The 14,097-nt window shown below is 49.3% G+C and carries 14 protein-coding genes and 1 tRNA gene; 10 read left to right on the top strand and 5 right to left on the bottom strand.

All coding sequences use genetic code 11. The features are described from left to right. The first annotated feature begins 41 nt into the window (after nt 1-41). The 4 genes from O3C58_04325 (at nt 42) to O3C58_04310 (ending at nt 2,716) form a co-directional block, all read left to right on the top strand. The gene (locus O3C58_04325) at nt 42-812 is read left to right on the top strand and encodes an alpha/beta hydrolase (GenBank protein MDA0691088.1); all 771 of its coding nucleotides are present in this window, start codon (nt 42-44) and stop codon (nt 810-812) included. Between the two features lie 68 nt (nt 813-880). Beyond that, entirely contained in the window at nt 881-2,071 is a 1,191-nt protein-coding gene (locus O3C58_04320) for a hypothetical protein (GenBank protein ID MDA0691087.1), read from the top strand. Between the two features lie 98 nt (nt 2,072-2,169). Beyond that, nucleotides 2,170-2,436 carry a type II toxin-antitoxin system ParD family antitoxin gene (locus O3C58_04315; protein ID MDA0691086.1) on the top strand — a complete coding sequence of 89 codons (267 nt, stop codon included), beginning with the start codon at nt 2,170-2,172 and terminating at the stop codon, nt 2,434-2,436. Next, nucleotides 2,429-2,716 carry a type II toxin-antitoxin system RelE/ParE family toxin gene (locus tag O3C58_04310; GenBank protein MDA0691085.1) on the top strand — a complete coding sequence of 96 codons (288 nt, stop codon included), beginning with the start codon at nt 2,429-2,431 and terminating at the stop codon, nt 2,714-2,716. The genes O3C58_04315 and O3C58_04310 overlap by 8 nt, the downstream gene beginning before the upstream one ends. A 358-nt stretch (nt 2,717-3,074) precedes the next feature. On the opposite strand, the gene O3C58_04305 is transcribed toward O3C58_04310, so the two are convergent. Both O3C58_04305 and O3C58_04300 read right to left on the bottom strand, forming a co-directional pair. Continuing rightward, a complete protein-coding gene (locus O3C58_04305) occupies nt 3,075-3,485 on the bottom strand; it encodes a hypothetical protein (GenBank protein ID MDA0691084.1) in 411 nt (136 codons plus the stop codon). 245 nt (nt 3,486-3,730) lie between these two features. Beyond that, a complete protein-coding gene (locus O3C58_04300; GenBank protein MDA0691083.1) occupies nt 3,731-4,279 on the bottom strand; it encodes a hypothetical protein in 549 nt (182 codons plus the stop codon). A gap of 225 nt (nt 4,280-4,504) precedes the next feature. Between O3C58_04300 and O3C58_04295 the strand changes: the two genes are divergently transcribed. Both O3C58_04295 and O3C58_04290 read left to right on the top strand, forming a co-directional pair. Further along, a complete protein-coding gene (locus tag O3C58_04295) occupies nt 4,505-5,890 on the top strand; it encodes an MBL fold metallo-hydrolase (GenBank protein ID MDA0691082.1) in 1,386 nt (461 codons plus the stop codon). A 116-nt stretch (nt 5,891-6,006) separates the two neighbouring features. Next, nucleotides 6,007-6,083: transfer RNA gene (locus tag O3C58_04290), tRNA-Met, on the top strand. Between the two features lie 233 nt (nt 6,084-6,316). On the opposite strand, the gene O3C58_04285 is transcribed toward O3C58_04290, so the two are convergent. Beyond that, nucleotides 6,317-7,432 (bottom strand): hypothetical protein, encoded by a 1,116-nt coding sequence (locus O3C58_04285; protein MDA0691081.1) that lies wholly within the window; start codon nt 7,430-7,432, stop codon nt 6,317-6,319. Between the two features lie 52 nt (nt 7,433-7,484). On the opposite strand from O3C58_04285, the gene O3C58_04280 reads away from it, so the two are divergent. The 4 genes from O3C58_04280 to O3C58_04265 all read left to right on the top strand — a co-directional run bounded on the left by O3C58_04280 (nt 7,485) and on the right by O3C58_04265 (nt 11,098). After that, entirely contained in the window at nt 7,485-7,826 is a 342-nt protein-coding gene (locus tag O3C58_04280) for a hypothetical protein (protein ID MDA0691080.1), read from the top strand. 398 nt (nt 7,827-8,224) lie between these two features. Further along, nucleotides 8,225-8,761: a hypothetical protein gene (locus tag O3C58_04275; protein MDA0691079.1), complete on the top strand. Its 537-nt coding sequence runs from the start codon at nt 8,225-8,227 to the stop codon at nt 8,759-8,761. A gap of 73 nt (nt 8,762-8,834) precedes the next feature. Beyond that, nucleotides 8,835-9,236, top strand: a complete 402-nt coding sequence (locus O3C58_04270) for a hypothetical protein (protein MDA0691078.1) — start codon at nt 8,835-8,837, stop codon at nt 9,234-9,236. Nucleotides 9,237-9,400: 164 nt separating this feature from the next. After that, nucleotides 9,401-11,098: a glutamine--tRNA ligase/YqeY domain fusion protein gene (locus O3C58_04265; GenBank protein ID MDA0691077.1), complete on the top strand. Its 1,698-nt coding sequence runs from the start codon at nt 9,401-9,403 to the stop codon at nt 11,096-11,098. A 52-nt stretch (nt 11,099-11,150) separates the two neighbouring features. On the opposite strand, the gene O3C58_04260 is transcribed toward O3C58_04265, so the two are convergent. Further along, nucleotides 11,151-12,554 (bottom strand): aldehyde dehydrogenase family protein, encoded by a 1,404-nt coding sequence (locus O3C58_04260; GenBank protein ID MDA0691076.1) that lies wholly within the window; start codon nt 12,552-12,554, stop codon nt 11,151-11,153. 119 nt (nt 12,555-12,673) lie between these two features. Next, a complete protein-coding gene (gene gltX / locus O3C58_04255) occupies nt 12,674-14,092 on the bottom strand; it encodes a glutamate--tRNA ligase (protein ID MDA0691075.1) in 1,419 nt (472 codons plus the stop codon). Nucleotides 14,093-14,097 lie beyond the last annotated feature (5 nt).

Here is a 14,097-nt window from a genome sequence, read left to right as displayed (position 1 = left end):
ATAAAATAGATGCTAATAATCGTTTTTTTCGAAGGTAATTCATGAGTTCCGTATTTGACTCCAGAGAATTTAATAAAAACCTGTTTTTCCCCCGGACGGATTCCATGTCCGGTCCGCAAGGGGCTGAAGATATTTATGTCGAGGTGGAGGAAAACATCCACGTGCATGTCCGCCGCTATCCATCGCCCGAGGCCCGGTACAGCCTGCTGTTTTTTCATGGCAATGGCGAGGTGGTTTCAGACTATGATGGGCTGGCAGGGGCATTTACGGCCCTGGGCGCGGAAATGATCGTTTGCGATTATCGCGGCTACGGGAAAAGCGAGGGGACCCCTTCCCTCCGGAACGTGTTGACGGACGCCTCGGTGATATATAATCATCTTAAAGACAATCAAAAGTTTTTGCCCAGTGTCTGCGTCATGGGTCGTTCCCTGGGAAGCGCTGCGGCCATTGAGTTGTGTTCGACCTTCGATGAAATTTCCTGCTGTGTGATCGAAAGTGGATATGCCGACCCCATTCCCCTGGTGGAACGCAGAGGCTTGAGGATAAGCAAGACTACGCCGGAAGAGGATGCTTTATTTAATAACAGCAAGAAAATCGCAAACGTCAAATGTCCTTTGCTGATCATGCATGGCGAGGATGATTTTTTGATTTCTCCGCAGGAAGCGGAGTTGAATTACAGACAGGCGGGGGCCAAGGTCAAGCTGCTCAATATTCTGCAGGGAGTGGGGCACAACGATATGATGTTGGCAAGAGATAGTGGTTATTTCGTCTGCCTGAAAAACTTTCTCGACAACGTTCCCTGGGAGGAATGAGAATTTCCGAGGCCGGGTGTTGTCCATGCAAAATATTTAATAACTGTGAAATCGTACAGGTGTTTTGAATGAAAAAGTTTTACAACATAGAAGGAATTATTCGCAACGGTTTTAAACTGAGCCGGGATTACGAAATCCTTGATTTTAATTTTATCAAATTGGGCGATTCAGGAGTTCAGGCGCTGTCCAAATCAAAATCGGTCCGGCAAGTCACCCGGCTGACAATAAGCGGCAACAAGCTGAGCGCTGAAGCCGCGCAGTGCCTGGGAGCCGCGGATTACCTTGGCAACCTGCAATCGCTCAAGCTGTACAAAAATAAAATCGGCGACGAGGGCGTCAAATACCTTTGCGAGTCTGAAAGGTTGCCCAGCCTCAACTCCCTCAGACTGGCGTGGAACGAAATCGGCCCCGAAGGCGCACGGCACATTGCGGAATCTACAAATCTAAAATCACTCACTACCTTGAGCCTGGCTGAAAATAAGATCGGTGATGAAGGTCTTAAACATCTGGCGGCATCGACCCAACTTTCAAAACTTGAATATCTGGATATTAGAAAGAACGGGATCACCGACCAGGGCGCTTTGGAATTTGCCAAGAGCAAAGAGTTCAGCAGTCTGCAATCCATCGACTCGTCCGACAACCCCCTCACTGAAATAGGCAAAAATGCGTTTTCGGAGTTTCTCATCATCAACCGTCTGCGTCACCACTTGAATGAAGATAAAACGGTGCTCGATCTCAGTAAGATCGGAATCGGCGACTTGGAATGCAAGGCCATCAGCCATTGCGAGGATCTGGCAAACCTGACCAAGCTTTATCTGGAGCTGAACCGTATCACAGCAGAAGGCATTCGCCATCTGACCGAATCGCCGTATCTAAACAACCTCACCCTGATTTCTCTCGACCGCAATCCCATCGGCGATGAAGGCGTTAAATTAATCGCTAATTCGGACGTATTCAGAAACCTGGAAATGTTGATGATCGAGACCAGTGGCGTCACCGATGACGGATTGATCGCCATCGCCGAATCAGAACTCATGAGCAACCTGCTTCGGGTTTATATCGAGGGCAACGAATACACCGATGACGGGTTTTATGCATTGGGCGAATCCGAATTTCTCACCAAACTGGAATACCCTGAATTCGAGCGCGAAGAGATCGAGGAGGAGGATGAGGAGGATGAGGAAGAGTTTGAAGAGATCGAGGAAATCGTCGAAGTGGACGAGGAAGAAGACTTAGGCGATGAAGAGTATGAGAAGTAGAGGTTTATGAGAAAAATACTATGAAAAAGCTTGGTAGACGATCAAGGGTATAATATCCTACTGAGTAGGATATTATCATTTAAGCCTGGGGGCAAAAAATGCCAATGGTCAAAAAAAGCATATCCATCACAAACCAACAAGACAGCTGGATCAAGGCGCAAATTGAATCCGGCCATTTCGGCAATGAAAGCGAAGTTGTCCGGGAGTTGATCCGCGAGCGGCAAATTCGCGAGCAGGAAACCCCCGCCGAGATCGAGGCAATCCGCAAGGCGTTGATTGAGGGTGAGCGGAGTGGTTTTAGTGATCGCACTGTAGATGAGATATGGCAAGAAGCCAGACAACGCCACCGATCGAAACATGCCTGATTATCGGCTTTCCGAAGCCGCAAAAGAAGACTTGATAGCGATCGCACAATATGGAGATGAGCATTTCGGCATTGTTCAATCCGACAGGTACCGCGACCAACTCAAACATCGATTTAATGTGCTGGCCAAAACTCCGCTCCTTTATCCCGCTGTTGACCACATTCACAAAGGCTACCGCCGTAGCGTGTGCGGTTCACATTCGATTTATTACCGCATTGATCCCGAAGAAATTGTTATCGTTCGAATTTTGGGACGGGAAGACCCCGAAAAACAATTTTAATTTCCTCAGTCTTGTGGATGAATACGTTCAAAGCAACACTTGAAGATTTCACTGACAGATAGGGTCCCTCGATTTTATCCTGCTCAAAACCCCGTTTTTGCGCAAAAAATAACCACCTGACAGGCTGACAGGTAGGGTGTACCCATTTTGTCAGGTAACGTTCAGAGTGTATTTACCTTTGTTGGTTCCGATTTGGCAAGATCATGTGGTAAGGGTTTTCCGTTTTTAGTTTTTCATGACACAAATCATAAAGCCTACTTAGCTCTTCAATTAATGGTTGGATTTCCATTTTTTTAGGACCATCTTTTCCTTCCGTTATAAACAGTGACTCAGCTAGGACAAAAACTCGACGAACAATCTAACTATCGAAAGAATAGAGGAAAGCAAAAGCTTGTTCGTCTTCAAATACACCCTCTAATATGCCTTTATGACTTGCACTTGCATTTAGCCAGTTATCCATTCTTTCATCTAGGTGCTCAACAGCATTTCTAGCATCTCTATTATTTAGTGCACTGGTTTCATCAGTTTTTAGATGATTTCTTAATTCTTGAGCACGATCCTTTGCTCGTTGACTTCCGCTGGGAGCATAAAGAAGTTTCGATACCATCCCAAAATGTGACAGGAAACTCTGTAGAAACATCCACGCTTCTCGGCTTTGCCGAGACTCATGATTATCAATGATATTTCTAAATGTCTGATAATTCGACAATGCCAGTTGTGTGTGGATATACGTTTCTTCCGTATAAATATGTATTTGTTTGGGGGTCATAATTAAGGTCTAATATTATTAGTTTGGATCAGCATAATACCCAAAATCCAGCTTTCATTCCTTTGGACTGTACCATCCAAATTATATTACCCGAAAACCCCTCCTGAAACAGAATGGCCAATTCTGGTTCAAATTCTGACCCTGAGAAACGGTCTTATGCGGGATTCAAGGGGGTCCGCCCTTCCAGTTTCCTCCAAATCTGAAACACTTCACCGCAGTTCTGTTTCAAATTCATTACTTCACACCTACCAAGAACTCACCCAGATATCTTTCTGCGAGCGGGTTTTGAATATATTGCCGATGCGCTCACTGAACGTCTCGAAGGTGAAGGTTTTGTTGTATTGATCCGCCGGGCCGCGAAACGGATTCCACGACATTACCAGCCGCTCGATGAACATCTCATCTAGAGGTACCGTCTTGATCTTGACGATCATGTTGGTCATCGAATCGACCAGGATGGCCACCATTTCATGATCTTCCTTGGCGTAGAGCGCCTCGCAGAAACCAGGCGCTTCCTTTTCCAGTTCGGATGGGTTGCAGGGGGCTTCCAGAATCCAGTCCTCACTGCCGACGGCGAATATGGGGATGGAGGGAAACTCCGACTCCGTGCACAGCTTGGCCCGCCACTTGCCGCCCCACGCTTCAATCTGCGCTTTTGACGGATTGGGAAACCTGCCAATCAACAGCATGTCTCCGTTAGGAGAGAAGGACAGCCCGCCGCCGTCTCCCTCTATTTTTACGGGACAAAGTTTGCCCTCTTCAAAGCGAATTGTTTGGTCTATTGCTTCGTCCATGGTTTCGTTCCGTTGAGATGAAATTATAATTTTATTTAAGGTTTTATAATGTCGTGGACCCTCCGTTAAAGTCAATAAAAATTCCCCAGGCTTTTAAAAATCGTCGCGGGGATAATTTTGGACACTCTTTCCTCTTGTAAAATAAAGCAAAAATCCTTGAGTTCTCTTGTTAATTGGGGTAGCGTGACGGGTTTTATATCCATAATATTAGCGGAATATCCGGCCATGAGAACCACATTAATCGGGCATGCGACGCTTTTAGTGCAATCTAATGACACCACCTTGATATCCGACCCGGTGCTGTTTCAGCCGCACTGGGAAGAACTCAATGTGCCTTGTCCGAGCATCGATCTGGACCGCGACAAAATACCCCCGGTGGATATCCTGAACCTGTCTCATCGTCATCAGGACCATTTCGATGTCCGCACGCTGGCGCATCTCGCAAGAAATGACAAAATCCTGGCGCCGGATGTGGTGGTGCTGGCTCCCCAGGACGAAATTTTACTGGAAGTTCTTGCTGAACTGGAGTTCAAGGACGTGCGCGTGGTGAAGGATTTTGAAGCCCTGCAGATCAAGGGTTTGACCCTGACACCCACGCCTTCTCTCAACGAGCAGGACTATTTCCCTGAACACGGCCTGCTCATTCATGACGGTGAAGTGACGGTCTGGAATCAGGTGGATACCATTGTCATCCCGAAAATCATTCAATACGTTCATCAGTTATACGGGCAGATAGACTTGGCGCATGTCCGTTACCTGCCGCTGCTGGAAGGGAATTTTACCTTTCACAATGCCATCGAACTGCCCTTTGATGAGTACCGGTCGTTTCTCATGGTGGCGGGGGCGTTGAAGCCGAAATTTGCGGTTCCCGGTTCCGCCGGGTTTCGCTACAAGGACGAGTTTGGTTTTCTGAATCAATATTCCTTTCCGACCACACAAGAACAGTTCTTGCGGGATTTGCATGATTTTTGCCCTGAAATCGATAGCAGTACTTTTTATCCGGGCGACGTGGCCGAGATCACCCCTCAGGGCGTGAAGATTCTCAGGCAGGACTCCGATTTTGTCCGCGTGCATGAAAACGACGGGTATTTGGCGGAATTCAAACCGGTGATGGAAGTCAAGCCCCTGCGGACGTTGACGACGGATGCCGCCCAGCAGGACAAGGAAAAGCAGGTCGTCACGGATTTTATTGAAAACAAGCTGGTGGACTTGCTGGTCGAGAGCGAGAACATCCAGACCTGGGTGGAATGGAAAACGGCTTATCAGCTGGAAGTGTTTGGCCGGAACGGGTCGGATATCTGGAGCATCGATTTTGGCGGCGAGGAGGCCACGGTCCAGCAGGGGCGTATTGGCAAGGTCAATCTGTATGAAGGGATCAGTTGCTCGGAACTCTATAAATTGATCGAAAAGCAAACGAGCTGGGATTTTGTCGGTGTGGCGGCTCAGTACCGCACGTTTAAAAATATTTATCGGGTGGAGAAGGGCAATGTGGAATGCTATTCTAAAGAACAAAGGTTTCCACAGCCGTTGACGGAAATATTCGCTCCAGACCGGGCCATGGACCGGGAAAAGTACATGAAAGATGTCCGGCGATGGAAAGGCAAGGCCTGACCGCCCTCATAAAAGGTATTTTGTTGACAGGGTAAGGGGAAGCAGGTAGAATTCCTCCTCCTTTTAAGCAATTCAATTAGTTAACATATCGGGTTTGATAGCCCATTCAAAATAATGGCGGTGTAGCTCAGCTGGTTAGAGCGTACGGCTCATATCCGTGAGGTCCGGGGTTCAAGTCCCTGCGCCGCTACCATTTTCCCTCCATGTTCACTTCGGTTGCAAGGGGAAGGGTGATTTGAGAATCAGAACGTTCTCAGCGCCAACCGAGGACAAGGTGAACTGCCACTCATTGGTCCCAATACACTATTTCAGTTGCTGAATAGTTGGAAAGAAACAGCACGGCCGATATCAATAAGGCATACCAGCAACTCAGTGCCAGCCGGGCAAGGGGAAGTGGAAGATAACGTGATAGGACTTGCAATAAGTTCATGATGGAATCCCCATCCATAATTTAACCCAAGTAACAACGGGCCCCCCCATAACAATAAAGTTAAAGGTCAGAACCCGCGCAACGGGTGTCCAGGCTCTGGAACTCGTTAACAGCTGTAGGAAATTGTAATTTCTAACCAAAACAATAAATCTCTGCGCAAAAGCAATGCCCAGAGCGTGATAGATTCCCCAGAGGATATAGGCCAGTGACAGTTCGTGCCAGAGCCCCATGGCAACCATAGCGGCACCTACGGATATAGACGGTTTGCGGGTTGCCGCCATAGTGGGAGTGAAAACGTAATCCCGACACCAGGCGGACAACGTCATATGCCAGCGTCTCCAAAAGTCCATTAGGTTCACGGCACGAATGGGCCAATTAAAGTTTTCTTCCAGGCGGAACCCCATCAACAGCGCAAAGCCGATAGCAACATCCGTCCACCCACTGAACTGAAAGTACAAATAAATCCAACCTTGAACGGATTCGAGCCAAAGGGTCATAAAGCCGTTCAAATCGAGCGCCACCCTCCTGAGTTCGACTTCCCAGGCAATAAAATAATTACCCAGCACAACAATCTTAACGTACCCATAGAGGATCCTTTCCAGGGCGTTGGATATTTGCTTCTTATCTAAACGGCGACGGCTACTTTGGCGCTGAAAATTAGCATATCGGTGGATAGGGCCAGCCAACATCGCAGGTAGAAAAAACTGGTAACGCAGGTATTGGCGAAAATCAGGCTTAATATTGCCTTGGAAAACTTCAATAATATAATGAATATGCCGACAGGTGTAATAGGCTAATCCCATTACGGTAGGAATTTGTACCCCAAGATTATATTGGTAAAGCTGTAAGCCCCTGATTAGAAAAAACTGGAGCCCGCAATAGATCACTCCCGTCAGAACCGTCAGATGATGAGACCGGTGTTTGGATGCCGCTAACCTGTAAACCAATAAGGAACTGGTAAATAACAGGAGAGCAGACAGGGGTGAAAACACAATCAAAAACAGGCCGGTTATCGAGGCGATAATGTCAGCATGGTAGCGTATTGGGAAAAACCATACGCCACAAGCAGCGCTCGCAAGCCAGATAAAGTGATAAAGATGAAATTCAGTCATTCTTCTTCACCTCATCCGTCAGCCGATCAAAAAACCAATCCACAAATACCCGTTGTCCTTTGATATTGAGGTGAGTGATATCCTTCGTGTTGTAATAACCTCCTATTTTTCGAAAGACTCGGTTGCTGATATTGCTTTAAACTATCCTGAAAACCATATCTTTTTCATAAATTACGAAACCTCACACTATTACTACGTTGCTGTCCCAAAACCGCTTTTTTATGCATTAGATATAGATGAAGACGGCCGCTGGGATTTGATGTACAAAGACACCGAAGAAGATGGTGTTAATGGCAACGAAATATTTTATGACAGTCCTTCCGGGAAGTTTGGTGGCCATGAACCACTGGCAAAACCCGGCCCCGTTGCTTTTAATGAGACCGCCAAAAGGTAAAACTTGTTTCCTGTTCACTTCAAATAGTTTCATTCCATCCTGGGAAAATTTTGCAAGAAAATGATTTTCCGGATGGAGCCGGAAGAGGGTAGGCGGAAAATCGGTTGTTTTGCGAGAATATCCGTGGGGTTTGCCAGAAAGATCATCGCCCAAAATGTCTGAAATAGTATAATAATATCTGTAAAACCGACAAAAATTGGCAGATTCCTGATTGTCTGGAATCATAAGTCGCGAAATTTCAATGGTTTTTAAATGGCATCTAGTTTGCTTGTATTAAAGAAGTTAATAATCCAGAAAAATTGATAATATCAAGATAAGAAGCAGTGAGAAAAGTTGCGGAAAGATTTCATTTCACTGCTGGGTTAATTTATGTCTGTTAGGGTCCGATGATGAAAAGTATGAAAAATCTATTGATTCTGGTGTTGGCTGGATTTATTGCAGGATGTGCCACTCAGCCACCTGTGCAGAGTGTTGAGGAAATGCGCGATCAGATAAGATCGGGTCTCTCTGGGATTCAAATAGAAGAGTATGAAGTGGAACGGCCTTTTATCATTGCGTACAATGCCGTGCAAATAAATGCGGAAAGATGTTTTGAAGTGACCGTTACAAAACTACCCAGCAATGACCCCGAAGCGAGGGTTGAGTCGATAAGATATCGCTCAGACTCCCTGATGATTAGTGAGACGGCAGGGGAAACTTCTTTGCAACTGGACAAAAAAGACAGCGGAAAAATGCCCGAAGGTGGGTATTTTGTCATGTTCGCAGATATTGAGGCTATCTCCTCCGATAAAACCAGGGTGACGGTTTACAAGGCTTTAAGGGGCTACGAAAATGTTAATGAATCCATCGTTGCCTGGGCGCGTGGTAATAGCGATGAGTGTCCGCGGTTTCCCAAAGAAGCGACAGACTGGAGAGTCACTCGTCACAACCCGTAAGCTCAATTGTTGGAATGGCTTGCCATTTATTGGTGGAAAAAAGTTTATCCAAACTAATTCGGAGATGGAATCAATGACCTCGATCAAAAAAATAATTCCCGTTTTAATCGTCATCTCTTTAATGATTTCCGGTGCGTTAACCGATGCCATTGGGCAGGAAACCATGCGCACTGGGGACAAGTCTTTGTGTCAAAATGGAAAGTCTCAGCGGAGCGTCCAGGTCCATTATTATGAACCGGAAAAGCAAGTTCCCTGTGAAGTTCAGTACTATAAGGACACAGAACAGCCCGGCATGGGGCAGGTCCTCTGGCAAGCCGCCAATGAAGCTGGTTTCTGTGAGAAAAAAATGGCTGTGTTCGTCAAAGACTTGTCCGATTCGGGATGGGACTGCCAGCAAGAGACGGATAACTCCTCCGACAATGAGGTTAAGGATTCCCCAAGTGAAGATCTGCCTCCGGATTTATCCGCCAAGTAACCGCTGACGGCTGCTACAGAATTTTCCTGGTTTCCCCACCATTCTGGACCTACTGGAGGTCCAGCCTTGCCAGAGTACTTCCTTTAAAGACTCCTGAAGATTTGGATATGTTAAAATGGCTGGCTCCAATTCCTCACCGCCATTAACAGAAAGGAAATTTTGATTTGAACAACAACGATTCCCCGCACCATTTTATCAAGCACATCGTTGAAGAAGATTTGAAAACCAACAAGTTCCAGGAGAAAAAGGTGCATACCCGCTTTCCCCCGGAACCGAACGGCTTCCTCCACATCGGTCACGCTAAATCGATCTGTCTCAACTTTGACCTCGCGGCGCAGTTTGGCGGGCTCTGCAACCTCAGGTTCGACGACACCAATCCGATCAAGGAAGAAGACAAATATGTGCGGTCGATCATCGAAGACGTGAAATGGCTGGGGTTCGACTGGGAAGACCGGCTGTTTTATACTTCCGATTATTTTGAACAGCTTTTCGAATACGCGGTGCAGTTGATTAAAAACGGCAATGCTTATGTGGATGACCTGAGCGCCGATGAAATCCGCGAACACCGGGGAACCCTGACCGAGCCGGGCACAGACAGTCCGTATCGAAACCGTAGTGTCGAGGAAAATTTCGATCTGTTTCAGCGCATGCGGGCCGGGGAGTTTGACACCGGTGCGAAAGTCCTCAGAGCCAAAATCGACATGGCCTCCGGTAACCTGAATTTTCGCGACCCGGTTCTGTACCGCATCCTCAAAGCCCATCATCACCGCACCGGGGACAAGTGGTGCATTTACCCCATGTATGACTGGGCGCACGGGCAGTCCGATTCGATCGAAGGGATCACCCACTCCATCTGCACACTGGAATTTGAGGACCATCGCCCCTTGTACGACTGGTTTCTCGACCAGTTGAAAATATATCATCCGCAACAGATCGAGTTTGCCCGGTTGAATCTCAGCTACACCGTCTTGAGCAAACGCAAGCTCCTGCAACTGGTGAACGAAAATCATGTCAACGGCTGGGATGATCCACGCATGCCGACCTTATCCGGGTTGCGGCGGCGCGGCTACACGCCGGAATCGATCCGCGAATTCTGCCACCGCATCGGCGTGGCCAAAGCCAACAGCGTTGTGGACCTTGCCCTGCTCGAGCATTGCATCCGCGAAGACCTGAACAACCGTGCGCTCAGGGTCATGGCGGTATTGCGTCCCCTGAAAGTGATCATCGACAATTATCCTGAGGGCCAGGTGGAAGAATTGGAAGCCGAGAACAATCCTGAAGATCCGTCCGCAGGGACGAGAAAAATTCCCTTTTCCCGCGAGCTGTATATCGAGCAGGAAGATTTCATGGAAGACCCGCCGAAAAAGTTTTTCAGGCTGGGTCCGGGGCGCGAAGTGCGGCTCAAGCACGCCTACATCATCAAATGCGAACGGGTGGTGAAGGATGCCCAAACGGGCGAAGTGACAGAACTGCACTGCACCTACGATCCCGAAAGCAAGAGCGGCGGAGCAACAGCAGGGCGCAAGGTCAAAGCGACCCTGCACTGGGTGTCGGCGGAACACGCAATCAACGCCGAAGTTCGGCTGTACAACACCTTGTTCACCGCACCCGACCCCGGCAATGAAAAAAAATTCCCGGATTTTACCGAATGCCTCAATCCCGACTCCGTGGAAGTACTGCAAGACTGTAAATTGGAACCGCATCTCATCAAGGCGATACCTGGCGAATATTACCAGTTTCTGCGCATGGCCTATTTCACCGTCGATGCGGTGGATTCCAAACCCGGTGAACCTGTGTTTGACCGCACCGTCACCCTGCGCGATGCCTGGGCCAATATCGTGAAGAAGGGTGGGGGGGAATAAAAAGCCTCTTTCGTAAAAAGGGAACCAAACTTCCTATTCACAAACTTTCTCATCAACCCGCTGGGCTAAAATTATTAAGCACCACCAGTTTTTCATGCGTCATGTCGTGCATGGTGTAGGCGATGCCGCCTGTGCCATAGCCCGAGTGCCGGTGTCCCGCGAACGGCATCCAGTCGACACGAAACGCCGTGTGGTCGTTGACGATCACGGTGGCGGCGTCCATCTCGCGCACGCATTTCATGGCGATATCCAGACGGTTGGTGAAACATGCCGCCTGGAAGGCGAAGGGCAGGGCGTTGGCTTGCAGAATGGCCTGGTCGATGTCGTCATATCCGTACACACAGACCACGGGACCGAATATCTCATCCGTGGAAACCCTTGCCTCCGCCGGGGGGTTGAGAAGGACCGTTGGCGCATAGGTGGTGTCACCCAGTTTTTTAGCGCCGCACAGTGCTTGAGCCCCGCTGTTCACCGCTTCCTGAACCCATAGGGCGACGCGGTCCACTTCCGCCGGCTGGATCAGCGGACCGACCTCGGTGGTTTCTTCGATGGCGTTGCCGACTTTCAGTTTCGATGCACCGTCCGCCAGCCGCTTGGCGATGTCTTCCGCCATCGCTTTTGGCGCAAACACTTTTTGAACTGAAACACAGACCTGACCGGCATGATAAAAACCGCCTTTCAATAGGGCAGGAATCATGGCATCGACCTCGGCGCTCTCCTCAAAGATGACCGGGGCCACGCCGCCATGCTCCAGGGCACAGCGGGTTCCGGGAGCGATTTTATTGCGCAGCATCCAGCCGATCTTGCCGGAGCCGATGAAGGTGAAAAAAGCCGTGCGCGGGTCGGTCACCAGTTTCTCGGCGACAGCGCTTTTGCAGGCGGCGAACCGGCACCAGTCCTCCGGCAGTCCCGCTTCATACAGCATTTCCACAAAGGCTTTGGCCGACAGGGGAGTGGTTCCCGCAGGCTTGACGATCACGGGACAGCCCACTGCAATCGCAGGGCCCACTTGATGCACGATCAGGTTCAGCGGATGGTTGAACGCCGATATGGCGACCACAGGGCCGATGGGTTCGCGGAAGGTGAAAGCCGCCCGGCCCGCTCCGGCGGCGGTCAGGTCCATCGGAATTTCCGTGCCGGCCATGCGGTCGAGTCCCTTGATGCAAAGCCCGACACCGTCGATGGCGCGCGCCACTTCGACACGCGCGTCGATGAGCGGTTTGCCGCCTTCGTTGGCGATCTGAAACGCCAGCGCATCAAACCGTTCCTGCATTAAGGTGGCTGTCTTTTTCAAGATTTCGATGCGCTTGTAAGCCGGGAGCCAGGTTTTTTTATCCTTATACAACCGGCTCGCGGTTTCCAGCATCTTGTCAGCTTCGTCCCAGGAAGTCAGCGGCACCGAACCGATGGGTTTGAGATCGAAGGGGTTACAAACTTCCAGTACATCATCTTTCATCGCCGTTTTTCCTTTTGTTGCAGTTCTTCGATTGGGCTTTTTATGATTTAGAGTCGTTCATGAGCCTTTCTACCAGATGCTCCTCTTAGGCGCAAAAGCTTTTACTAAAATGGCGGGTGTTAGAGGGAATCTATCCACGCAATGGCATTATTGAGTCGGGAGATTGTCGTGTCGCGGCCAAGGAGAGACAGGACTTCATAAATGCCAGGACTTTCTTTTTTTCCGGTCAACGCAATGCGTACCGGCTGGGCCAGTTTTCCCAGTTTAATGCCTTCCTGCTCGACGATTTCCTTGAAAGCGGTTTCCAGGGTGGACTCCGAAAAATCGCTTAAAGTCGATAACTTGGAAACAAGCAATTCGAGATGGGGTCTGGCTTCAGGAGTCAGAAGTTTTGCGCGGGCTTGTTCGTCAAACTCCAATTCTTTTTTAAAATAAAACTCCGCCTTATGCGCCATTTCCACCAGAGTTTCGGCACGTTGGTTGAGGGAAGGAATCGGTTTGGCGATTTCTTCCAGGCTCAATCCGTGGCCTTCAGGCAGAAGACCTTCCTTGACGAGCATGGGTTCTAAGTGCGGGGCCAATTCCAGCGGCGGCGTTTTCTGGATATATTGCTGGTTGAGCCAGGTCAGTTTTTCTGGATTAAATACCGCCGCCGAGGTGGTGATGCTCTCCAGCGAGAAATGCTGGATCAACTCGTCTCTTGAGAATATCTCCTGGTCCCCGTGCGACCAGCCAAGGCGTACCAGATAGTTGATCACGGCGTCCGGCAGGTATCCCATGTCGCGATAGGCGAGGACCGATGTGGCCCCATGCCGTTTGCTGAGCCGGGCTTTGTCGGCTCCCAGAATCATGGAGATATGCGCGAATTTCGGCTGGGGATGATTCAAGGCTTCATACATGAGCGCCTGCCTTGGGGTGTTGGAGAGATGATCGTCTCCCCGGATCACGTGGGTGATGCCCATATCCGCGTCATCGACGACCACGACGAAATTATAGGTCGGGGTTCCGTCCGTCCTCTGGATGATAAAATCGTCCAGTTCCTGATTATCGAATATGATCTGCCCGCGAAGCAGGTCGTGAACCGCAACCGGCCCTTCCAACGGGGTCTTGAAACGGACAACCGACGGCATGCCTTCTGGGTGATCCGTCCGGTTGCGGCAGGTCCCGTCATACTTGGGTTTCAAGCCTTTTTTCTGGGCCTCCTGACGTCTGGTTTCCAAATCCTCGGGAGAGCAATAACAGCGATAAGCTTTTCCCGCACTGAGTAGTAGACCGACTTTTTCATTGTAAATATTCTGCCGCTCCATTTGTCGATAGGGTCCCTCGTCCCAATCCAGGCCCAGCCATTTCATAGCCTCGATGATTTCCTGGATGGATTCTTCCGTCGAGCGTGAGACATCGGTATCTTCAATGCGTAGGACAAATTTTCCGCCGTGATGGCGGGCGAACAGCCAGTTGAAAAGAGCGGTGCGCACGCCGCCGATGTGAAGGAACCCTGTCGGGCTGGGGGCGAATCGCACTTTAACGCTATCAGTCATTGTTT

This window comes from Nitrospinota bacterium (genome assembly GCA_027619975.1).
GTDB lineage: Bacteria > Nitrospinota > Nitrospinia > Nitrospinales > VA-1 > JADFGI01.
This window is presented reverse-complemented; position numbering and strand designations above follow the sequence as displayed.